Source organism: Roseateles sp. GW821-FHT03B02 (assembly GCF_059421025.1).
On record NZ_JBWKUV010000008.1, the window covers coordinates 39,842 to 60,588 of the forward strand.

Consider the following 20,747-nt stretch of genomic DNA (forward strand, 5'->3'; position numbering starts at 1 on the left):
CGGCTAGCGCCCCGTCACGCGCAAGCCCAGCAGCACCAGCGTCGACAGCCCGAACAGCAGCGTCAGCCCGCGCCAGAACAGCAGCGGGTGGCGCTGCTGCAGCGGCGTGCGGTCGCGGTCCATGAATTCGGAGCCGGGGGCGTGCAGGTCGTGCACGAACTCCGACAGCGCCTGCTGGCGCCGCAGCGGCTGTGGCTGCAGGGCCTTGCGCAGCACACGGTCCAGCCATTCGGGCAGGTCGGGGCGGCGGGTGCGCAGAGGCACATACTGCAGCTTGTGCAGGTCGCGCGGGCTGCGCACCTGAGTCACCTGCAGGCCGTAGGGCAGGGCGCCGGTCAGCATCTGGTAGGCCAGCACGGCCAGCGAGAACAGTTCGGACAGCGGCGTGCCGCCGTCGCCGATGAAGTATTCCGGCGCCGTGTACTGCAGCGTGCCGGCGATGGCGGTGGCGCGGCTGTCGCCCAGGCCTTCGCTGAGGCCCGCCACATGGGCCGAGGCCAGGTCGATGAGGACGACGGTGCCCTGGCGGTCGATCATCAGGTTCTCGGGCCGCAGGTCCTGGTGCAGCATCTCCTTGCGGTGCAGGGCCTGCAGGCCGCGGGCGATCTGGTCGACGAGCTGGCGCACCTCGTCCAGGCCGGGCCCGGGATGGTCCGTCATCCACTGCGACAGCGTCTGGCCGGCGATGAACTCCATCGCGGTGAAGAGGTGCTCGCGCCGCTTCTCGGCCGGCGCGGCCTTGATGACGTTCGGGCTGTCGACGCGCCGTGCCACCCATTCCTCGATGGCGAAACGGTCCAGGGCCTGGCCGTCGGTGCCCAGCTCGGCGGAAGGTAGCTTCAGCGCCCACTCGCGTCCTTCGTCGTCGACGGCCAGCACGACCTGGCTGCGCGCGCTGGCATGGAGCTCGCGCACGACACGGTAGCCCTCGAACTCGATGCGCGGCGACAGCCGCGGCGGCAGGCGTAGCCGTTCGCGCCGTACCGGGGGGGCAAGCCGGTCGGGCAGGGACTCGACACGGGCCAGCATGACGGTGGCGTTGTCCCGGCTGCCGCGCGCCAGCGCCGCAGCGACGAGGTCCTCGGCGGCACCCTGCAGATCCTGCCCGTGGCGGGCCAGCGTGTTGATGACTAGTAGCGCATCCAGATGCTCGTAGGCGCCGTCCGTGGCGAGCAGAAAGGTTTCGCCAACCTCGGTGGGCCAGCTGGCGTGGTCCACCTCCAGGTGCGGGCTGATGCCCAAGGCGCGGCCCAGGTAGGTCTGGCCGCCGTCCAGCCGCACGCGGTGGTCCTGGCTCAGCTGCTCCAGCGCGCCGGGGTGGACGCGGTAGACGCGCGTGTCGCCGACGTGCAGCAGATGCACCTCGCGGCCCTTGAAGACCAGCGCGCTGAAGGTGCAGACATGGCCGCGGTCCTTGTCGAACCGGCCATCGCCTCGCTGCGTCTGCGCATGCAGCCAGCCGTTGGTGGCGGCCAGCACGCACTGCGCGGCGCGGCGCACCGTCCAGGCCTCGGAGGTGCCGTAGTAGTCCTCCAGGAAGCCGCGCACCGCGGCGGCGCTGGCGACCTGGCTGACCGGGCTGCTGCTGATGCCGTCGGCAATCGCCAGCGCGACGCCGCGGGAGCGGCGCTGCTCTTCGGTCGGCAGGGCCGCGCCGTGGAAGTCCTGGTTTAGCAGCTTGGGACCAGCCTCGGAGTGCTGGCCCAGAGCGAGCTTCAGGGCTGCGCCCATGCCGGTTTCAGGTCAGGGCGCGCTTCGGGGCGGTCTTGTAGTGGGTCGAGTACAGCGACAGTCCGACGAAGGTGATGCCGCCCACCAGGTTGCCCAGCACGGTCGGGATCTCGTTCCAGATCAGGTAGTCCATGATCGTGAACTTGCCGCCCAGCATCAGGCCCGAGGGGAACAGGAACATGTTGACGATGCTGTGCTCAAAGCCCATGTAGAAGAACACCATGACCGGCATCCACATGCCGATGGCCTTGCCCGACACCGAGGTCGACATCATCGCCGCGACGACGCCGGTGGAGACCATCCAGTTGCACAGCACGCCGCGAATGAACAGCGTCAGCATGCCGGCGGCGCCGTGGGCCGCGTAGCCCACCGTGCGGCCTTCGCCGATGCTGCCGATCTTCAGGCCGACCGCGTTGGGCGCCTCGCTGAAACCGAAAGTGAAGATGATGGCCATGAAGACGGCCACCGTCAGCGCGCCGGCGAAGTTGCCGAAGAACACCAGCGTCCAGTTGCGGAACACGCCGCCCCAGGTGGCGCCCGGGCGCTTGTCCAGCACGGCCAGCGGCACCAGCGTGAACACGCCCGTCAGCAGATCGAACCCCATCAGGTAAAGCAGGATGAAGCCGACCGGGAACAGCACGGCGCCCAGCAGCGGGTTGGCCGTGTTGACGCTGACCGTCACCGCGAAGGCCGCGGCCAGGGCCAGGATGGCGCCGGCCATGTAGGCGCGGATCAGCGTGTCCCGCGTGGACATCAGCAGCTTGGATTCACCCGCGTCCACCATCTTGGTGACGAACTCGGTGGGTACGACATAGGCCATGGTTTGTCTCCTCTCACGCCTTAAGTTATTCAGTTCAATGCGACCAGGACTCGACCGTCCTGCACCTGCACGGCATGGGCTCGCACCGATTGCTCGGGCGCTTCCAGGCATTCGCCCGTGGTGAGGTCGAAATGGTTTTTGTAGAGGGGCGACGCGACGACGATGCGCTCACCCAGGTTGCCGACGAGGCCGCGGGCCAGCACGCTGGCGCCGGAGCGCGGGTCGATGTTGTCGATGGCATGGAAGCGCTCGGCGCCGATGCGGAAAACGGCCACGTGGCGGTCACCGACGCGGGCGGCGACGCCGGTGTCGGGGAGGATGTCGTCGACGCTGCAGATGGGGGTGTAGGTCATGGTTGCTGCTGCTCCATTCAAACGGTGGCCTCGTCGCGCTCTTCCGCGCGGGCCGGGCGGATCTGGCCGCGCTCCTTGACGAAGACGATCTGCTCGTCCGGCGTCTCGCTGTTGACGAAGGAGCGGAAGCGCTGGCGCACCTCGGGCGTCTCGACGGCCGTCTTCCACTCGCACTGGTAGGTGTCGACGACGGCCTGCATCTGCGCCTCCAGCTCGGCGGCGAGGCCCAGGCTGTCCTGGATGAGCACATCCTTCAGGTAATCCAGCCCGCCCTCGAGGTTGTCGCGCCAGGTGCTGGTGCGCTGCAGGCGGTCGGCCGTGCGCACATAAAACATCAGGAAGCGGTCGATGAGCTTGAGCAGCTCGGCCTTGGTCAGGTCGCTGGCGATCAGCTCGGCGTGGCGCGGCTTCATGCCGCCGTTGCCGCAGACGTAGAGGTTCCAGCCCTTGTCGGTGGCGATGATGCCGACGTCCTTGCCCTGGGCCTCGGCGCATTCACGCGTGCAGCCGGAGACGCCAAACTTGATCTTGTGCGGCGCGCGCAGGCCCTTGTAGCGGTTCTCGATCTCGACGGCCAGGCCCACCGAGTCGTCCACGCCATAGCGGCACCAGGTGCTGCCGACACAGCTCTTCACCGTGCGCAGCGATTTGCCATAGGCATGGCCGCTCTCGAAGCCGGCGGCGATCAGCTCCTCCCAGATGAAGGGCAGCTGCTCGACGCGGGCGCCGAACATGTCGACGCGGGCGCCGCCGGTGATCTTGGTGTAGAGGCCGTACTTCTTGGCCACCTGGCCGACGGCGATCAGGCCGTCGGGCGTGACCTCGCCGCCCGGCATGCGCGGCACCACCGAGTAGCTGCCGTCCTTCTGGATATTGCCGAGGTAGTAGTCGTTGCTGTCCTGCAAGGCGGCCAGCTCGGGTTGCAGCACGAAGTCGTTCCAGCAGGACGCGAAGATGCTGGCCGCGGCGGGCTTGCAGATGTCGCAGCCCAGGCCCTTGCCATGCTTGCCGAGCAGGTCGCTGAAGGTCTTGATACCGCCAACGCGGATCAGGTGGTACAGCTCCTGGCGCGAATGCGGGAAGTGCTCGCAGATGTGGTTGTTCACTGCCATGCCGCGCTTGCTCATCTCCAGCTTCATCACCTGGGTGACCAGGGGCACGCAGCCGCCGCAGGTGGCGCCCGCCTTGGTGCAGGCCTTGATCGCGCCGATGTCGGTCGCTCCCTCGCCGACCGCGGCGCATATCCGGCCCTTGCTGACGCTGTTGCAGGAGCACAGCTGGGCGCTGTCGGGCAGGGCGTCAGCGCCCAGGCCGGGCTTGGCCTTGCCATCGCTGCTGGGCAGGATGAGGAACTCGGGGTCGGCCGGCAGCTTGATGCCGTTCAGGGCCATCTGCTGCAGCGTGCCGTACTCGGCCGCGTCGCCCACCAGCACGGCGCCGAGCAGGAACTGGCCGTCCTCGCTGACGACGATCTTCTTGTAGACCTGCTTGCGCTCGTCGACGTACTGGTAGCTGCGGCAGTGCGGGGTCTTGCCGTGCGCGTCGCCGATGCTGGCCACGTCCACGCCCATCAGCTTGAGCTTGGTGCTGAGGTCGGCACCGGGGAAGGCTGCCTCGGCGTCGCCGGCGATGTGACGGGCGGCCACGCGGGCCATCTCGTAGCCGGGGGCGACCAGGCCATAGGTCTGCTCGTTCCAGGCGGCGCACTCGCCGATGGCGTAGACGTTGCGGTCGCTGCTGCGGCAGTGGTCGTCGATGACGACGCCGCCGCGCGGGCCGATGGCCAGCACGCACTGGCGGGCCACCTCGTCGCGCGGGCGGATGCCCGCGGAGAAGACCAGCATGTCGGTTTCCAGCCAGGTGCCGTCGGTGAAGACCATGCGGTGGCGGGCCGTCACGCCGTCGGTGATCTCGACGGTGTTGCGGTTGGTGTGCACCTCGACGCCGAGGGCCTCGATCTTTTCGCGCAGCACGCGGCCGCCGGTCTCGTCGATCTGCACGGCCATCAGCCGCGGCGCGAACTCGACGACATGGGTGTGCAGTCCCATGTCGCGCAGGGCTTTGGCGCATTCCAGGCCCAGCAGGCCGCCGCCGATGACGACTCCGCTCTTGCTGACCTTGCCGCTGGCCTGCATGCCCTCCAGGTCCTCGATGGTGCGGTAGACGTGGCAGTGCGGCCGGTCGCGGCCCGGCACGGCCGGCACAAAGGGGTAGGAGCCGGTGGCCAGCACCAGCTTGTCGTAATGGACCACCTCGCCATTGGCCAGCGTGATGGTGTGGTCGCGGCGCTCGACGGCCACGGCCTTGGCGCCCAGGCGCAGCTTGAAGCCGGTCTTCTCGAAAAAGCCCTCGGGCACCAGCGACAGGTCCTCGGCCGACTTGCCCGAGAAGAACTCGGACAGGTGCACGCGGTCATAGGCCGGACGCGGCTCCTCGCACAGCACCGTCACCTGCAGGTCGGCGGCAGCGGGGCCCTCCGCGAGGGACTCGAGAAATTTCTGGCCCACCATTCCGTGGCCGATGAGGACGATGTGCATGTCTGTTCGAGCGAAGCAGGCTGCGCCGACCGGGCCGTTCGGGCCAGGTCGGAGCCACCAGTAAGAAGGCCCCGAGAGCAGCGGTCTGCTCGGTCGGGGCCGGAAGATGAGGTTCGCCGCCTTTGGCGATGCTGGAGTCAGCAGAGGGCCGCTTCAGCGCGGCGCCTCAACCCACATACCGCAAGAGCCATGCCTGCATCGGAAAGCGGGCCGCGCCCAGGCGCAGACGGGCACCGTGGCGGGGTGGCACAGGTGCGGTGCGGTGTGGTGCACCGAGGCGGGGCGCGTCGCCCCGTCAGCGGGCCGGGCGGTCCAGCCAGACTTCCAGGCCCTGCGCGTTCAGCTCGGCGTCCAGGCCCAGCCAGTCCGATGCCTCGGCATCGCCCGCATGGCCATGGGCGCGCAGCCGGGCCAGGTAGCCGGCCAGCAGGGCGGCCTTGAGCTGCTCGTGGCGGTCCGGCGCGTCCTTCAGCGACGTGGCCAGCGCCACCATCTCGTCCACTTGATCCAGCATCAGCGAGGCCAGGCGGCTTACCTCCTCGACCGTGCCGCCCACGCGGCCGTAGTGTGTCACCTGCATCGCCAGCGGTTCGGCGGCCAGCAGGCGGGCGACGGTGGCCTTCAGGACCTCGGGCTCGAACTGCACCGGCGTGCTGGTCGGCAGGATCCAGGCGCGGCCGGCCACGTCGAAGGCGCGGTAGGACAGGCCGAAGGTGTCGCCCGTGAACCAGCTGCGGCTGCGCTCGTCCCAGATCGCGTGGTGGTGCCTGGCGTGGCCAGGGCTGTCAATGAAACGCAGCGGCCGACCGGCCAGGTGAACGATCTGCTCGTCATGCGTGGCCTCGGCGCGTTCGGCCGGCACCGGTACGAGCTTGCCGTAGCTGCGCTGCATCTCGGCCTCGCCGTAGACGGCTAGCGCGCCCAGCCATAGCGCCTTGGGGTCCACCATGTGGCGCAGGCCGCGCGGGTGGACCAGGGCCCTGGCCCGCGGCAAGGCCTCCATCAGCAGGCCTACGCCGCCGGCATGGTCGAGGTGGACATGGGTGGGAATGACCCAATCCACGGCGTCGGTGTGCAGGCCCAGCGCGTTCAGCGCCGCGAGCAGGCGCGGCACGGCGTGGTTGGTGCCGGTGTCGATGAAGGCGGCACGGCTGTCCTCCACCATCAGGTAGGCCGCGTCGAAGCGCGGCCGCTGGAAGCCGGTGTCGATGGCGTAGATGCCGTGGCCGAGGTCTTCGATGAAGTCGAGCATGGGAGGTGTTTCTAGAATCGGCCGACGATAGCCGAAGGAGGCCCGCTTGGCCGTTCACGAGATTCTGAAGATGGGCGACCCGCGCTTGCTGCGCGTCGCCCAGCCGGTGGCCGAGTTCGGCACGCCCGAGCTGAAGGCGCTGATCGCCGACATGTTCGAGACCATGGCCGCCGCCAACGGCGCCGGACTGGCCGCGCCGCAGATCGGAGTGGACCTGCGGCTGGTCATCTTCGGCTACACGAAGAATGTCCGCTACCCGGACGCCCCGCCGGTGCCGCCGACCGTGCTGATCAACCCGGTGATCGAGGTGCTGGACGGCGGCCGCACCGAGGGCTGGGAAGGCTGCCTGTCCGTTCCTGGCCTGCGCGGCGTCGTCGAACGTGACGAGCGCATCCGCTACACCGGCTTCGACGCCGACGGCCAGCCGATCGACCGCATCGCCGATGGCTTCCACGCCCGCGTCGTGCAGCACGAGTGCGATCACCTGAACGGCATCCTCTACCCGATGCGGGTCAGGGACTTCACCCGCTTCGGCTACACCGCCGTGCTTTTTCCCGAGCTGGACCCGGCCGCCGACGACGATTGAGATGGAAAAACTTGTAAGCGCGGTGCACCGCACCCCCGTCTGGCGCGTTGCGCAGGCACCAAGGAGCATCGGCTCATGACCACGCCCACCGAATCCAAGCTTGTCCTGACCCGCCGCCGCTGGCGCATCCTGGCGCTGACCCTGCTCGTCGCCCTCGCTCCCGGCGTCAAGGCCCAGGACGGCGACCGCGATCCGCCGACCCGTGCGGCCCGTGTCGTCGACGTCATCGGCGATGCCTGGCTGTTCGATCACGACACGCGCGAATGGACCCGCCTGACGCGCAACCAGACCATCGGCGAAGGCGACCGGCTGCGCACGGACGAGCGCGCTCGCGTGAGCCTGCGCGCCGGCTCGACCTCGATCTGGGTCGACGAGCGCAGCGACGTCGAGCTGAGCCAGCTCGACGAGGGCCAGACCCTGCTGCAGATCGACCGCGGCGACGTCGCGCTGCGACTGCGTTCGCCCGAGAACGCGGCCGAGACGCGGCTGCGCACCCGCGAGGGCTCGGCCCAGCCCGAGCGCGAAGGCCTCTACCGTGTCGAGCAGCTCGACCGTGGCAGCAAGATCTACGTCTGGCAGGGCCGCATGCGATTCGAGTGGGCACGTGGCGCGTCGCCGGTGGTGATGGGCACCGGAGAACAGGTGGAGCTGTGGTGGCCCGACGGCCCGCGCGCCGAGCGGGGGCCGCTGTACAGCGACGGCTTCGGCGACTGGGTGCTGGCCGAGAGCCGCGAGGAGGGCGACCGCCCGGTCGCGCGCTATGTTTCGCCGGAGATGACCGGGGCCGAAGACCTGGACCGCTACGGCCGCTGGGAGACGGCGCCGGAATTTGGCACCGTCTGGATTCCCACGGCGGTCGTCGTTGCCGACTGGGCACCCTACCGCTACGGCCACTGGGCCTGGTCGCGCCACTGGGGTTGGACTTGGGTGGACGACGCGCCCTGGGGCTTCGCCCCCTTCCACTACGGCCGCTGGGTCAGCTGGGGCGGGCGCTGGTGCTGGGCGCCAGGCCCCTATGTCCATCGGCCCGCCTATGCGCCGGCGCTGGTGGGCTGGGTGGGCGGCGGCGCCGTCAGCGTGGGCATCAGCATCGGCAGCCGTCCGCCGCCGCCGCGCTATGGCTGGTATCCGCTGGCGCCGCGCGAGGTCTATGTGCCGGCCTACCGCCACAGCCCGCGCTACGTGAACCGCATCAATGACCCGCGAGACGTGCGCGACCCTGTGACCGTGCAGCGCCCGCACCGCTACCGGGACGTGCCGATGGCCGTCAGCACGTTGCCGGCGCCAGGCGCAGCCATCCAGCCGATGCCGGTCCGCGGCCCCGATCGCAAGGCCGAACCTGGCTGGGCGCGGCCGTTGCCGACGGCGCCAGGTCGCGGCGACTTCGCTGCGGTGCTGCCTGCGGCGCCCACCCGGCCGGCCGAGGGCGAGCTGCCGCGCCGCAACCCGCGAGCGCCTGACGCCAACATGGGCTGGCGCAGCGAGGGCCAGTTGCCCGTGCGGCGCGACAGCCGTGGCCCGGACGCGCAGCCACAGCTGCCCATGCCGGCCGTCGTGCAGCCGCAGGCGCCGCAGCAGCGCCCGGGCTTCGAGCCGCAGCCTCAGCGCGGCGGCGACAACATGCCCTGGCGCGCTCAGCAGCAGCGGGATGCGCAGCAGCAACAGCAACTGCAGCAGCAACGAGAAGCGCAGCAACGTGAAGCCCAGCAGCGTGAGCAGCTGCAGCGCCGCGAGGAATTGCAGCAGCGTGAGTCCCAGCAACGGGAAGCCCAGCAGCGCGAAATCCAGCAGCGGGAGCAGCAACGGGACATGCAGCAGCGCCGCGAAGAGCAGCAGCGCCGGGAGGAGTTCCAGCGCCGCGAGGAACAGCAGCGCCGCATACCGCAACCCGAGCCCCAGCGCCAGGCCGAGCCGCCGCGTGTGCAGATGCCGCAGCCTCAGCCGCAACCCCAGGCCCAGCCGCGTGCCCAGCCTCGTGACGACGGTCCCCAGCGCGGCCGTCAGGACGGCCCACCCGTCCGCGGCGACAAGCCGCGCGACCCCAAGCAGCAGGAGCGCTGAGCGGCCGCGGCCTACAGCAGCGGCCTGAGCGCCGGCCAGACGTTGTCCAGCATCTGCGGATGGGCCTTGGCCAGCGGATGGATCCGGTCGGCCTGGAACCAGTCCATCGCGTCAGCGCGGTCGGCCACGCCCCTGAGCAGGAAGGGCACGAGGCCGGCCTTGGCCTGTCGGGCCACATCGCCGAACAGGCCCTCGAAGTCCCGCGCGTAGCTGCTGCCGTAATTGGGCGGGACCTGCATGCCGACGACGACGACCCTGGCGCCCGCAGCCTGGGCCGTGCGCGCCATCGTCAGCAGGTTGTCGCGCGTGCTGGACAGCGGCAGGCCGCGCAGCGCATCGTTGCCGCCGAGCTCGAGGATGACGATGGCGGGCTCATGCGTGCGCAGTGCCGCGGGCAGGCGGCTGCGGCCACCGGCCGTCGTGTCGCCGCTAATGCTTGCATTCACGACGCGATGCGGCTTCTTCTGCTCGGCCAGGCGCTTCTGCAGTAGCGCCACCCAGCCGTCGCCCGCTTTCAAGCCGTATTCGGCGGACAGGCTGTCGCCGACGACGAGGATGACGGGAGGCTGCGCCGCCGCCATGACCCCTGACGTCCAGCCGGCCAGCAGGCCCAGGCTACAGTGCGCCACCATTGCCCGCCGACGCAGTCCCGACATGCCCGAAGTCCTTGTCCAAGTTGATCAGATCACCAAGCGCGTGCATGACGCGACCGGGGAGCTGACGATTCTGCATGACATCAGCTTCACGCTGACCGCCCGGGAGTCGGTGGCCATCGTCGGCGCCTCGGGTTCGGGCAAGAGCACGCTGCTGGCCATCCTGGCGGGCCTGGACACGCCGAGCAGCGGCACGGTCCGCCTGCGCGGTCAGGACCTGTTCACGCTCGACGAGGACCAGCGCGCCGCCGTGCGCGCGCGTGAGCTGGGCTTCGTGTTCCAGAGCTTCCAGCTGCTGCCGAACCTGACGGCGCTGGAGAACGTCATGCTGCCGCTGGAACTGCGCGGTGAGCGCGAGGCGCGTGACCAGGCTGCGGCCATGCTGGCCCGCGTCGGCCTGGCCGAGCGGCTGGGCCACTACCCGCGCGTGCTGTCGGGTGGAGAGCAGCAGCGCGTGGCCCTGGCGCGCGCCTTCGTGCAGCGCCCGGCCCTGCTGCTGGCCGATGAACCGACCGGCAGCCTGGACTTCGCCACCGGCGCGGCGGTGATGGAGCTAATGTTCGAGCTCAACCGCGAGGCGGGCACGACGCTGGTGCTCGTCACCCACGACCGCGAGATCGCCGCGCGCTGCGAGCGCCAGCTGCGCATCGAGGCCGGGCGCCTGGCGGCATAAAGAAAGCCCGCCTGGTGGCGGGCTTTTCTTGCTGCAGCAGAGCTTACTTGCTGAAGGTGTAGTCCGTCTTGGCCTTCTTGATCAGGCCGTCCTGGAACTCGGCCATCTTCTGCTGCTCGATGCGCTGCTTGATCTGGGCCTTGACGTCGTCGAAGGCCGGGAACTGCGCAGCGCGGGTGTCTTCGAGCTTGATGATGTGGTAGCCGAACTGGCTCTTCACCGGCTCCTGCGTCATCTCGCCCTTCTGCAGCGCGACCATGGCCTTGCTGAACTCGGGCACGAAGTTGTTGGGGTTGGCGAAGTCCAAGTCGCCGCCGTTGGCTGCGGAGCCGGTGTCCTTGGAGTTCTTCTTGGCCAGTTCCTCGAAGTTGGCGCCGGCCTTGATCTGGGCGATCAGGGCCTTGGCGTCCTCTTCTTTCTCGACCAGGATGTGGCGCGCGCGGTACTCGCTGCCGGTGTTGGCGGCCTTGAACTTGTCGTACTCAACCTGGGCGTCGGCATCGCTCACGGGGTTCTTGGCCTTGAAATCTTCCATCAGGCCGCGGATCAGCAGCATCTGACGGGCCAGTTCCATCTGGGCCTTGTAGTCGGCGCCCTGCGGGACGCCGCGCTTCTCGGCTTCCTGCATGAAGATCTCGCGGCGCACGACTTCGTCCTTGACCTGGGCTTCCAGTTCGGGTGAGCGCTGCTGCTGGCCGCTCTTGGTGACCTGCTGGATCAGCGTCTCGACGCGCGCCTTGGGCACGGGCTTGCCGTTGACGGTGGCGACGTTCTGCGCGGTTGCGACAGCCGGCACGAGAGCCGAGATGGTGGCCGCGACGACGGCGGCAAGCGCAAACTTCTTCATGAGGGGTGGGTGTGAATCAGGCTAAAAAAATCGCGCCCGGTCTGGGCGCGTGGTTCGATCACGCTCGACCTGATCAGGGTTCGCCCGGGGCCCGGGCGTCGATGGCCAGCGCGTGAATCCCGCGCTGCATCAGGTCAGACAAACAATGATAAACGAGGCGGTGGCGGGCCAGTCGTTGCAGGCCCGTAAAGCGGTCCGACACGACAGCCACATGAAAGTGGCCGCCCTCGCGGGCACCGGCATGGCCGGCGTGGTCGGCGCTGTCGTCGCGGATGCTCAGCTCGCTCGGCGCGAGTGCGGCGCGCAGCCGCGCTTCGATTTCTGCGGCGATCACGACGGCTTGTCCTCTTCGGGGGGCAGGTGCTTGCCGAGGTAGAGCCCCTGGGCCAGCGTGAACAGCACGATGAGGCCAGTGACGCCGAAGACCTTGAAGTTGGCCCAGGCCGAGGTGGTGAAGTGATAGGCCACGTAAAGGTTGGCCACGCCCATGACGGCGAAGAACAGCACCCAGGCGCGGTTCAGGCGCAGCCAGACGGCGTCGGGCAGGTGCAGTTCGGCGCCCAGCATGGTTTGGATCAGGTTCTTGCCGAACCAGGCCTGGGAGATCCACAACGTCAGCGCCATGGCCCAGTGCAAGCCAGTGGGCTTCCACTTGATGAAGGTCTCGTTGTGGAACCAGACCGTGGCACCACCCAGCACGACGACCAGCACCAGGCTGATCCACAGCATCAGGTCGATCTTCCTGCCGCGCAGCTTGAGGATGGCGGCCTGGGCCAGCGTGGCGATCATGACGACCAGCGTGGCCAGCAGCACCGGCGCCTCCTGCGGGCCGACGACACCGCCCGAGACAAGGAAGCCGAAATGCTCGCTGGCGAAGGCCGCGGCCGCGTCGGCATGCCCTTCCGCACCCTTGAAGACGATGAAGAAGAGGATCAGCGGCAGGAAGTCGAGCAACAGTTTCATGGGCAATCAGGCATGGGCGGCGCGAGGCGCGGCGCCCGGGCGGTCTGCGACCGAGGTCACGGATTGTCTTTCACGAAGTCGATGGCGGCCGAGTTGATGCAGTAGCGCTCGCCGGTCGGCTCCGGGCCGTCGGGGAAGACGTGGCCGAGGTGCGAGCCGCAGTTGTTGCAGCGCACCTCGATGCGCACCATGCCGTGGCTGCGGTCGACGATGCGTTCGATGACCTCGCTGTTCACGGGCGCCCAGTAGCTCGGCCAGCCGCAGCCGGCGTCGAACTTGGTGTCGGACTCGAACAGCGGCGTGCCGCAACCGATGCAGTTGTAGTGGCCGTCCTTGAAGTGGTCCCAGTACTTGCCGGTGAAGGCGCGCTCGGTGGCCGCGTGGCGGGCGACCTGGTATTGCATGGCGTCGAGCTGCTCGCGCCACTCGGCGTCGGTCTTCTGGACGGGGTAGGTCTTGCTGGTATCGGGGCTCATGATGAACAGGAGACTTCGAGGGTGGAGGCCCAGTCGGGCGGCAGGGCCGCGTCGGCGGGGAGAGCCGGTTCGTCGAACGGCCGGCTCAGAACTTTCAGCAGCCGGGCTATTTCAGTGAAATCGCCCTGCCGGGCAGCGCGGATGGCGCCTTCGGCGAGGTGGTTGCGCAGCACGACGGCCGGGTTGACGGCCAGCATGCGGGCCTCGGCACCGGGTGTGAGGCGGGCACGCCAGCGCGCCAGCCAGGCGTCCAGGGCCCCGCGGTCGATGAAGAGGTCGCGCAGCGGCTCGGGCGTGGTGAGCGCGCGGGAGAGCCGGCGGAAGCTCTGCGTGAAGTCGGCGCGCGAGGCGGCCATCAGCTTCAGGAAGTCGTCGGCCAGGGCCTGGTCGCCGGCATCCTCGCCTTCCAGACCCAGCTTGGCGCGCAACCGGCCCAGCATCTGGCCGGCGAAGCGCTCACGGTAGGCCTCCACGGCCTCCAGCAGTCGCTCGCCGGCCGCCTCCTGCTCGCCCTCCAGCAGCGGCAGCAAGGCCTGGGCCAGCGCATGCAGGTTCCAGAACGCCACCGCCGGCTGACGCGCGTAGGCATAGCGGCCGCGGTCATCGCTGTGGTTGCAGACGTGGCCAGGGTCGAAGCCGTCCATGAAACCGAAGGGGCCGTAGTCCAGCGTCAAGCCCAGCATGGACATGTTGTCCGTGTTCATGACGCCATGGCAGAAGCCGATGGACTGCCAGTGCGCCATCAGGTCGGCCGTCTGCAGGGACACCTTGCGCAGCAGCGCGACGGCGGGCTCGGGCGCGGCGGCGCATTCGGGGGCGTGGTGGGTGATGAACCAGCCGGTCAGGCGGCGCAGCGCGTCGAGCTGGTCGTGGTGGGCGAAGTGTTCGAAGTGGCCGAAGCGGATGAAGCTGGGTGCGACGCGGGTGACGACGGCGGCCGTCTCGACGCTCTCGCGGATGACGGGCAGGCGCGAGCCGGTGATGCACAGCGCCCGCGTCGTGGGCACGCCCAGCGCTGCCATGGCTTCAGAGCACAGGAACTCGCGGATGGACGAGCGCAGCACGGCGCGACCGTCGCCGCGGCGGGAGTAGGGCGTCAGGCCGCCACCCTTGAGCTGCAGCTCCTGCGGGCCGGCGGGCGTGTCGATCTCGCCCAGCCACAGCGCGCGGCCGTCGCCGAGCTGGCCGGCCCAGACGCCGAACTGGTGGCCGCTGTAGACGCTGGCCAGCGGCCGCATGCCCGGCCAGGCGGCATTGCCTGACAGTGCAGCGAGGGCTTCGGGCCGGGCCACCCAGTCTGCCGGCAAACCGAGCAACTGGGCGCAGTCGGGGCTGTGCGCCACCCAGTGCGGTTCGGGCAGGCCCTGGGCCGGCAGCTCGGTGAAGAAGTCGGGCCCCAGGTCGGCGAAACGGTTGGTCCAGGCAAGACCGTCGAGCGGGTTCATTGCTGCAGTTTAGTGAGAGGGTCTTTGGCCCTGTCGGCCTGGGTGTTTCCCCGGGGTGCGAGGGTCGCGGTTGTGACGTTCCTCTCATGAAACCGCGGGCTAGACTGGGTCGATAAGACCGCCAGGAGACAACCATGGCATTGATGGGCCGGATGATGTCGGAACCGCTGCTGATCTCGTCGCTGCTGAAGCACGCCGAGCGGCATTCAGGCGAGACCGAGATCGTCAGCAAGCGGGTCGAGGGCGACCTGCATCGAACCAATTGGCGCGAAGTGGCGCGCCGTTCCCGCCAGGCCGCCCAGGCCTTTGCACGGCTGGGCTGCCAGCCCGGCGACCGGGTCGGCACGCTGGCCTGGAACGGCTACCGCCACCTGGAGATCTACTACGGCGCTTCGGGCTCGGGCCTGGTCTGCCACACGATCAACCCGCGGCTCTTTCCCGAGCAGATCGTCTGGATCGCCAACGACGCCGGCGACCGCGTACTCTGCTTCGACGCGACCTTCCTGCCGCTGATCGAGAAGATCGCGCCGGCGCTGAAGACGGTGCAGCATTTCGTGCTGATGACCTCGCGCGCCCACATGCCGGCGAGCACGGGCATTCCCAACCTGTTGTGTTTTGACGACCTGCTGGACGCCGAGGCCGGCGACTACGTCTGGCCGCAGTTCGACGAGAACACCGCCTCGAGCATCTGCTACACGTCCGGCACCACGGGCAACCCCAAGGGGGCCGTCTACAGCCACCGCTCGACGGTGCTGCACGCCTACGCCGCGGCGTTGCCGGATGCGATGGATTGCTCCGGCCGCGACGTCATCCTGCCCGTCGTGCCGATGTTCCACGTCAACGCCTGGGGCTTGCCCTACAGCGCCGCCATCGTGGGCTGCAAGCTCGTCATGCCTGGACCGCACCTGGACGGTAAGAGCCTCTACGAGCTGTTCGAGGGCGAGAAGGTGAGCTTCAGCGCCGGTGTGCCCACCGTCTGGCTGGGCCTGCTGAACTACGTCAAGGCCAACAATCTCAAGTTCTCGACCTTCAAGCGCACCGTCATCGGCGGCTCGGCCTGCCCGCCGGCCATGATGAAGTCGCTGCAGCAGGACTACGGTGTCGAGGTCATCCACGCCTGGGGCATGACGGAGATGTCGCCGCTGGGAACGCTGTCCAAGCTGACCACGCGCCAGCTCGGCCTGCCGGCCGAGCAGCAGCAGCGCCTGCTGGAGAAGCAGGGCCGTGTCATCTACGGCGTGGACATGACCATCATCGACGACGACGGTCGCTCCCTGCCCTGGGACGGCGTCGCCTCGGGCAACCTCGTGGTGCGCGGTCACTGGGTCATCGCCCAGTACTTCAACCACGACGAGTCGCCGCTGGTCAGCGTGGACGGCGAGCCCGGCTGGTTCCCTACGGGCGACGTGGCGACCATCGACGCCGACGGCTTCATGCAGATCACCGACCGCAGCAAGGACGTCATCAAGTCCGGCGGCGAGTGGATCAGCTCCATCGACCTGGAAAACATCGCGATGGCCCATCCGGCGGTGCACGAGGCCGCCGTCATCGCGGCCAAGCACCCCAAGTGGGACGAGCGGCCGCTGCTGGTCGTCGTCAAGAAACCCGATGCAACGCTGACCCGCGAGGAGTTGCTGGCCTTCTACGAGGGCCGCATCGCTAAGTGGCAGATCCCGGACGACGTGGTCTTCGTCGACGAGATCCCGCACACGGCCACCGGCAAGGTGCAGAAGCTCAAGCTGCGCGACCAGTTCCTGAACCACAAGCTCCCCAGCGCCTGAGCGGGTAAGCCCGGGACCGCGGCGCGGCCCGGCTGCATTAACTTTCGTTCACATTCAGTCCACCACAGGAGACAAGCATGTTCGACATCAACTCGACCCGCTCCCCGCTACGCCTCGTCGCCGCTGCTGCACTGGCGCTGGCCGCCACCGGCGCGCAGGCGCAGAAGGGCGAGACGGTCAAGCTGGCCTACATCGATGCGCTCTCCGGCCTGATGGGCCCGGTGGGCCAGAACCAGGTCAAGACCTTCCAGTTCCTTGGCGAGAAGTTCAACAAGAGCAACCCGGCCGGCGTGAAGTTCGAGCTCGTCACCTTCGACAACAAGCTCAGCCCCGCCGAGTCGCTGAACCTGCTGAAGGCCGCGGCCGACCAGGGCATCCGCTACATCATGCAGGGCAACGGCTCCAGCGTGGCGCTGGCTCTGAGTGACGCCGTCACCAAGCACAACGAGCGCAACCCGGGCAAGGAAATCCTCTACCTGAACTACTCGGCGGTGGACCCCGACCTGACCAACAGCAAGTGCAGCTTCTGGCACTTCCGCTTCGACGCCGACACCTCCATGAAGATGGAGGCGCTGACCACCTTCATGAAGGACCAGCCCGACGTCAAGAAGGTCTACCTGCTGAACCAGAACTATGCCCACGGCCACCAGGTCGCCAAGTACGCCAAGGAGATGCTGGCCCGCAAGCGCCCCGACGTGCAGGTGGTGGGCGAGGACCTGCACCCGCTGGCCCAGGTGCGCGACTTCGCGCCCTATGTCGCCAAGATCAAGGCCAGCGGCGCCGACACCGTCATCACCGGCAACTGGGGCTCCGACCTTGCCCTGCTCGTCAAGGCTGCCAACGAGGCCGGCTACAACGGCAAGTTCTTCACCTACTACACCGGCGTGACCGGTACGCCCACGGCGCTGGGACAGGGCGGTGCGGGCCGCGTCTTCCAGGTGGCCTACAGCCACTACAACATGGGCGGCGAGGCGCAGAAGAACGCCGAGGAATACAACAAGAAGTTCAACGACGACATGTACACGCTCAGCGTCCAGCACATCTACACGATGCTGAGCCAGGCGATGGCCAACGCGAAGTCGACTGACCCGGTCAAGGTCGCCAAGGCGCTGGAAGGCCTGACCGTCAAGAGCTTCAACGGCGAAGTGACCATGCGCAAGACCGACCATCAGCTGCAGCAGGCGCTGTTCATCTCGGTCTGGCAGAAGGCCGATGCCAAGTACCCGTACAGCCCCGAGAAGACGGGCATGACGCTGGCGCCGGTGAAGCAGTTCGAGAGCTATGTCTCGTCGACGCCCACCTCCTGCGAAATGAAGCGTCCGGGTTGATTCGTCTGGCTGCTGCGCGGGCCGATCTCGGGCTCGTGGTGCTCGCCGTACGGGAGTACGGCTGCGCGCCTCGAACCCGACCTCGACCCGCTCGCGACGCCATCCGAACCAACCCGGCGGGCGGTCTATCGAGGGTCAGGTCTTGGATCAAGTCTTCATCAACCTGCTGAACGGCCTGTCGTCCGGCCTGCTGCTCTTCATGCTGAGCTCGGGCCTGACGCTGATCTTCAGCATGATGGGCGTGCTGAACTTTGCGCACGCCAGTTTCTACATGGTGGGCGCCTACGTCGCGTACTCGCTGGTCGGCATCCTCGGCTTCTGGCCGGCGCTGCTGCTGGCGCCTCTGGCGGTCGGGGGGCTCGGCGCGGGCTTCGAGCGCCTGGCCCTGCGCCGGGTGCACAAGTTCGGCCATGTGCCTGAGCTGCTGATCACCTTCGGCCTGTCCTATGTGATCCTGGAACTGGTGCAGCTGATCTGGGGCCGCACGGCCGTGCCGTTCACGCCGCCGGAGGCGCTGCAGGGCTCGGCCTTCACCATCATCTCCTCGCCCGCGCAGGGCCTGTCCTTCGCCCTCGGCAAGGCAGCGCCCGAGCTGTGCACGGCGGCGCTGTGCTCCACCTTCCCGCTGACACGCGCCTTCATGATGCTGGTCGCCCTGCTGATGCTGCTGGCCCTGTGGCTGCTGCTGACGCGAACCCGGGTCGGCCTCGTCATCCAGGCCTCGCTGACGCATCCCGAGATGGTCGAGGCACTGGGCCACAACGTGCCGCGGGTGCTGATGCTGGTGTTCGGCAGCGGCTGCGCGCTGGCGGCGCTGGCCGGCGTCATAGGTGGCATCACCTTCGTCACCGAGCCCAACATGGCGGCCATCGTCGGCTCCATCATCTTCGTCGTCGTCGTCGTGGGCGGCATCGGCTCGCTGGCCGGGGCCTTCGTCGGTTCGCTGGTCATCGGCCTGCTGCAGACGCTGCCGCTGACGGTGGACGCCTCGCTGGCATCGGCGCTGACGTCCATCGGATTCACCGTGACGCCGCAAACCCCCGGCTATCCGGTGCTGCGCCTCGCGCTGAAGGACGTTGCCCAGATCCTGCCCTACCTGCTGATGGTGCTGATCCTGATCTTCCGGCCCAAGGGCCTGCTCGGCACGCGAGAAGACTGATGTCCAAGGCCACCGAGTTCCATTTCAAGCCCTTCAACGTCGGGCGCTGGATCGTCTGGGGCTTCTTCGCCCTGATCCTCTTCGTCGCACCGCGCATCTGGACCAGCGGCCTCGCGCAGACCATGCTCACGCAGATGGGCATCGGCGTCATCGCCTGCCTGGCCTACAACATGCTGCTGGGCCAGGGCGGCATGCTGAGCTTCGGCCACGCCGTGTACAGCGGCATGGGCGCCTTCCTCGCCATCCATGCGCTGAACATGGCGGGTGCGGGCACGCTCGGCCTGCCCGTCAGCCTGATCCCGCTGGTGGGCGGCTTCGCGGGCCTCGTCTGCGCCGCGCTGCTGGGCTATGTGTCGACGAAGAAGGCCGGTACACCCTTCGCGATGATCACGCTGGGCATCGGCGAGCTCGTCTTCGCGCTGGCGCTGATGCTGCCGGAGTTCTCCGGCGGCGAGGGCGGCGTGTCCAGCAACCGCGTCATTGGCAAGCCCCTCATGGGCATCACTTTCGGCCCGCAGATCCAGGTCTACTATCTCGTCGCCGTCTACTGCTTTATCTGCACGGCCGCCATGTTCGCGCTGACGCGCACGCCGCTGGGCCGCATGCTGAACGCCGTGCGCGACAACCCCGAGCGCGTCGAGTTCGTCGGCTACAACACCCACTGGGTGCGCTTCATGGCCTTCACGATCTCCGGCTTCTTCGCCGGCATCGCGGGCGGCCTGGGCGCCATCAACACCGAGATCGTCAACGGCGAGGTGCTGCACGCCTCGCGCTCCGGCGCCTACCTGCTGTTCACCTTCCTGGGCGGCGCGACCTTCTTCTTTGGGCCCATCATCGGCGCGGTGCTGATGGTCATCTGCGGTGTGCTGCTGTCGGAGCTGACCAAGGCCTGGCTGCTCTACCTCGGCCTGATCTTCCTCTTCATGGTCATGTACGCGCCGGGCGGCTTTGCCAGCCTCATCCTGATGAATCTGCGCGTGGCCGCCTTCGGCAAGCTGAAGAAGCTCTGGACGTCCTACCTAGCCCTGGGCGGCACGGCGCTGGCGGCGCTGGTCGGCGCGGCGACGATGATCGAGATGGTCTACCACCGCCAGCTCAACGAGGCCCTGGGGCCGGAGCTGAAGTTCATGGGCGCAACGCTGAACAGCGCGGGGCTGGACGCCTGGTTCGGCGCCGGCTTCCTGGTCGTCGTCGGTGTCGCCCTGTTCGAACTCGTGCGGCGCCAGTACGTGCACGAGTGGGGCGAGATCCAGGAGGACATCGAGAAGGAAATCAAGCGAAGGGAGGCGCTGTGACCGGTACAGCCTATGCGCTTGAGTTGCGCGACGTGCGCAAGAGCTTCGGCAAGAGCGAGATCATCCGCGGCGCCAACCTGGCCGTGCAGGCCGGCGAGCGTGTCGCCATCATCGGCCCCAACGGCGCGGGCAAGAGCACGCTGTTCAACCTCATCAGCGGCCGTTTCGCGCCCACCTCGGGCGAAATCCAGCTGCACGGGCGGCGCATCGACGGCAAGAAGCCCTTCGAGATCAACCGCCAGGGCCTGTCGCGCAGCTTCCAGGTCTCCAACCTGTTCACGCGGCTGTCGGTGTTCGAGAACATTCGCTGCGCCGTGCTGTGGAGCCTGGGCCACCGCTATGCCTTCTGGAAGTTCCTGGCCGACCTGGACGATGCCAACGACCGCACCGAGCAGATCCTGGAGATGATCAAGCTCGACAAGCGCCGCGACGTGCTGGCCATGAACCTCACCTATGCCGAGGCGCGGGCGCTGGAAATAGGCATTACCATCGCGGGCGGGTCCAGCGTCATCCTGCTGGACGAACCCACGGCCGGCATGAGCAAGAGCGAGACCAAGCGCTTCATCCAGCTGATCCGCGACGTGACCGTCGGCAAGACCCTGCTGACCGTGGAGCACGACATGGGGGTGGTGTTCGGCCTGGCCGACAAGATCGCCGTGCTGGTCTACGGCGAGGTCATCGCCTTCGACACGCCCGATGCGGTGCGCGCGAACGCGCGGGTGCAGGAAGCCTATCTGGGTTCGGTCCTGGCAGAAACTCAAGCGGCGGCGGCATGAGCTCGGGACGC

General features: G+C 68.2%; 19 protein-coding genes. 8 read left to right on the forward strand and 11 right to left on the reverse strand.

Going from position 1 to position 20,747, the window contains the following annotated elements; translation table 11 throughout:
* Positions 1-3: 3 nt before the first annotated feature.
* The 5 genes from AC07VX_RS19915 to AC07VX_RS19935 all read right to left on the reverse strand — a co-directional run bounded on the left by AC07VX_RS19915 (position 4) and on the right by AC07VX_RS19935 (position 6,693).
* Positions 4-1,731 carry a bifunctional protein-serine/threonine kinase/phosphatase gene (locus AC07VX_RS19915; RefSeq protein WP_493166323.1) on the reverse strand — a complete coding sequence of 576 codons (1,728 nt, stop codon included), beginning with the start codon at positions 1,729-1,731 and terminating at the stop codon, positions 4-6.
* Positions 1,732-1,738: 7 nt separating this feature from the next.
* A complete protein-coding gene (locus tag AC07VX_RS19920) occupies positions 1,739-2,551 on the reverse strand; it encodes a formate/nitrite transporter family protein (protein ID WP_493166322.1) in 813 nt (270 codons plus the stop codon).
* A 29-nt stretch (positions 2,552-2,580) separates the two neighbouring features.
* Entirely contained in the window at positions 2,581-2,904 is a 324-nt protein-coding gene (nirD, locus tag AC07VX_RS19925; RefSeq protein ID WP_493166321.1) for a nitrite reductase small subunit NirD, read from the reverse strand.
* Between the two features lie 17 nt (positions 2,905-2,921).
* Positions 2,922-5,441, reverse strand: coding sequence for a nitrite reductase large subunit NirB (gene nirB / locus AC07VX_RS19930; RefSeq protein WP_493166320.1), 2,520 nt, complete (start codon positions 5,439-5,441; stop codon positions 2,922-2,924).
* Between the two features lie 295 nt (positions 5,442-5,736).
* Entirely contained in the window at positions 5,737-6,693 is a 957-nt protein-coding gene (locus AC07VX_RS19935; RefSeq protein ID WP_493166319.1) for an MBL fold metallo-hydrolase, read from the reverse strand.
* Between the two features lie 46 nt (positions 6,694-6,739).
* On the opposite strand from AC07VX_RS19935, the gene def reads away from it, so the two are divergent.
* Both def and AC07VX_RS19945 read left to right on the forward strand, forming a co-directional pair.
* A complete protein-coding gene (gene def, locus AC07VX_RS19940; RefSeq protein WP_493166318.1) occupies positions 6,740-7,279 on the forward strand; it encodes a peptide deformylase in 540 nt (179 codons plus the stop codon).
* 75 nt (positions 7,280-7,354) lie between these two features.
* On the forward strand, positions 7,355-9,340 hold the full coding sequence (locus AC07VX_RS19945) for a DUF6600 domain-containing protein (RefSeq protein ID WP_493166317.1): 1,986 nt from the start codon (positions 7,355-7,357) through the stop codon (positions 9,338-9,340).
* A gap of 11 nt (positions 9,341-9,351) precedes the next feature.
* Here the strand turns inward: AC07VX_RS19945 and AC07VX_RS19950 are convergent, their stop codons facing one another.
* The gene (locus AC07VX_RS19950; RefSeq protein WP_493166316.1) at positions 9,352-9,996 is read right to left on the reverse strand and encodes an arylesterase; all 645 of its coding nucleotides are present in this window, start codon (positions 9,994-9,996) and stop codon (positions 9,352-9,354) included.
* Between AC07VX_RS19950 and AC07VX_RS19955 the strand changes: the two genes are divergently transcribed.
* Positions 9,995-10,666, forward strand: a complete 672-nt coding sequence (locus tag AC07VX_RS19955) for an ABC transporter ATP-binding protein (protein WP_493166315.1) — start codon at positions 9,995-9,997, stop codon at positions 10,664-10,666. The two genes, AC07VX_RS19950 and AC07VX_RS19955, sit on opposite strands and share 2 nt — an antisense overlap.
* Positions 10,667-10,709: 43 nt before the next feature.
* On the opposite strand, the gene AC07VX_RS19960 is transcribed toward AC07VX_RS19955, so the two are convergent.
* The 5 genes from AC07VX_RS19960 to AC07VX_RS19980 form a co-directional block, all read right to left on the reverse strand.
* Positions 10,710-11,513: a peptidylprolyl isomerase gene (locus AC07VX_RS19960; RefSeq protein WP_493166314.1), complete on the reverse strand. Its 804-nt coding sequence runs from the start codon at positions 11,511-11,513 to the stop codon at positions 10,710-10,712.
* Positions 11,514-11,586: 73 nt separating this feature from the next.
* A complete protein-coding gene (locus AC07VX_RS19965) occupies positions 11,587-11,847 on the reverse strand; it encodes a BolA family protein (protein ID WP_493166313.1) in 261 nt (86 codons plus the stop codon).
* On the reverse strand, positions 11,844-12,476 hold the full coding sequence (locus AC07VX_RS19970) for a septation protein A (protein WP_493166312.1): 633 nt from the start codon (positions 12,474-12,476) through the stop codon (positions 11,844-11,846). Before AC07VX_RS19970 ends, AC07VX_RS19965 begins: the two co-directional genes overlap by 4 nt.
* A gap of 56 nt (positions 12,477-12,532) precedes the next feature.
* Positions 12,533-12,952 (reverse strand): peptide-methionine (R)-S-oxide reductase MsrB, encoded by a 420-nt coding sequence (gene msrB / locus AC07VX_RS19975; RefSeq protein ID WP_493166311.1) that lies wholly within the window; start codon positions 12,950-12,952, stop codon positions 12,533-12,535.
* Positions 12,949-14,397 (reverse strand): protein adenylyltransferase SelO, encoded by a 1,449-nt coding sequence (locus AC07VX_RS19980; RefSeq protein WP_493166310.1) that lies wholly within the window; start codon positions 14,395-14,397, stop codon positions 12,949-12,951. The genes msrB and AC07VX_RS19980 overlap by 4 nt, the downstream gene beginning before the upstream one ends.
* 134 nt (positions 14,398-14,531) lie before the next feature.
* On the opposite strand from AC07VX_RS19980, the gene AC07VX_RS19985 reads away from it, so the two are divergent.
* The 5 genes from AC07VX_RS19985 (at position 14,532) to AC07VX_RS20005 (ending at position 20,736) form a co-directional block, all read left to right on the forward strand.
* The gene (locus tag AC07VX_RS19985; RefSeq protein ID WP_493166309.1) at positions 14,532-16,178 is read left to right on the forward strand and encodes a 3-(methylthio)propionyl-CoA ligase; all 1,647 of its coding nucleotides are present in this window, start codon (positions 14,532-14,534) and stop codon (positions 16,176-16,178) included.
* 77 nt (positions 16,179-16,255) lie between these two features.
* Positions 16,256-17,506 carry a branched-chain amino acid ABC transporter substrate-binding protein gene (locus AC07VX_RS19990; RefSeq protein WP_493166308.1) on the forward strand — a complete coding sequence of 417 codons (1,251 nt, stop codon included), beginning with the start codon at positions 16,256-16,258 and terminating at the stop codon, positions 17,504-17,506.
* A 199-nt stretch (positions 17,507-17,705) separates the two neighbouring features.
* Complete coding sequence (locus AC07VX_RS19995) at positions 17,706-18,665, forward strand: branched-chain amino acid ABC transporter permease (protein ID WP_493166367.1); 960 nt, start codon at positions 17,706-17,708, stop codon at positions 18,663-18,665.
* A complete protein-coding gene (locus tag AC07VX_RS20000) occupies positions 18,665-19,960 on the forward strand; it encodes a branched-chain amino acid ABC transporter permease (protein WP_493166307.1) in 1,296 nt (431 codons plus the stop codon). The genes AC07VX_RS19995 and AC07VX_RS20000 overlap by 1 nt, the downstream gene beginning before the upstream one ends.
* A complete protein-coding gene (locus tag AC07VX_RS20005; RefSeq protein WP_493166306.1) occupies positions 19,957-20,736 on the forward strand; it encodes an ABC transporter ATP-binding protein in 780 nt (259 codons plus the stop codon). The genes AC07VX_RS20000 and AC07VX_RS20005 overlap by 4 nt, the downstream gene beginning before the upstream one ends.
* Positions 20,737-20,747 lie beyond the last annotated feature (11 nt).

Coding starts and splice junctions, on each gene's coding strand:
- AC07VX_RS19915 (WP_493166323.1), bottom strand. CDS start 1,731: ATGGGCGCAGCCCTGAAGCTCGCTCTGGGCCAGCACTCCGAGGCTGGT.
- AC07VX_RS19920 (WP_493166322.1), bottom strand. CDS start 2,551: ATGGCCTATGTCGTACCCACCGAGTTCGTCACCAAGATGGTGGACGCG.
- nirD (WP_493166321.1), bottom strand. CDS start 2,904: ATGACCTACACCCCCATCTGCAGCGTCGACGACATCCTCCCCGACACC.
- nirB (WP_493166320.1), bottom strand. CDS start 5,441: ATGCACATCGTCCTCATCGGCCACGGAATGGTGGGCCAGAAATTTCTC.
- AC07VX_RS19935 (WP_493166319.1), bottom strand. CDS start 6,693: ATGCTCGACTTCATCGAAGACCTCGGCCACGGCATCTACGCCATCGAC.
- AC07VX_RS19945 (WP_493166317.1), top strand. CDS start 7,355: ATGACCACGCCCACCGAATCCAAGCTTGTCCTGACCCGCCGCCGCTGG.
- AC07VX_RS19955 (WP_493166315.1), top strand. CDS start 9,995: ATGCCCGAAGTCCTTGTCCAAGTTGATCAGATCACCAAGCGCGTGCAT.
- AC07VX_RS19950 (WP_493166316.1), bottom strand. CDS start 9,996: ATGTCGGGACTGCGTCGGCGGGCAATGGTGGCGCACTGTAGCCTGGGC.
- AC07VX_RS19960 (WP_493166314.1), bottom strand. CDS start 11,513: ATGAAGAAGTTTGCGCTTGCCGCCGTCGTCGCGGCCACCATCTCGGCT.
- AC07VX_RS19970 (WP_493166312.1), bottom strand. CDS start 12,476: ATGAAACTGTTGCTCGACTTCCTGCCGCTGATCCTCTTCTTCATCGTC.
- msrB (WP_493166311.1), bottom strand. CDS start 12,952: ATGAGCCCCGATACCAGCAAGACCTACCCCGTCCAGAAGACCGACGCC.
- AC07VX_RS19980 (WP_493166310.1), bottom strand. CDS start 14,397: ATGAACCCGCTCGACGGTCTTGCCTGGACCAACCGTTTCGCCGACCTG.
- AC07VX_RS19985 (WP_493166309.1), top strand. CDS start 14,532: ATGGCATTGATGGGCCGGATGATGTCGGAACCGCTGCTGATCTCGTCG.
- AC07VX_RS19990 (WP_493166308.1), top strand. CDS start 16,256: ATGTTCGACATCAACTCGACCCGCTCCCCGCTACGCCTCGTCGCCGCT.
- AC07VX_RS19995 (WP_493166367.1), top strand. CDS start 17,706: ATGCTGAGCTCGGGCCTGACGCTGATCTTCAGCATGATGGGCGTGCTG.
- AC07VX_RS20000 (WP_493166307.1), top strand. CDS start 18,665: ATGTCCAAGGCCACCGAGTTCCATTTCAAGCCCTTCAACGTCGGGCGC.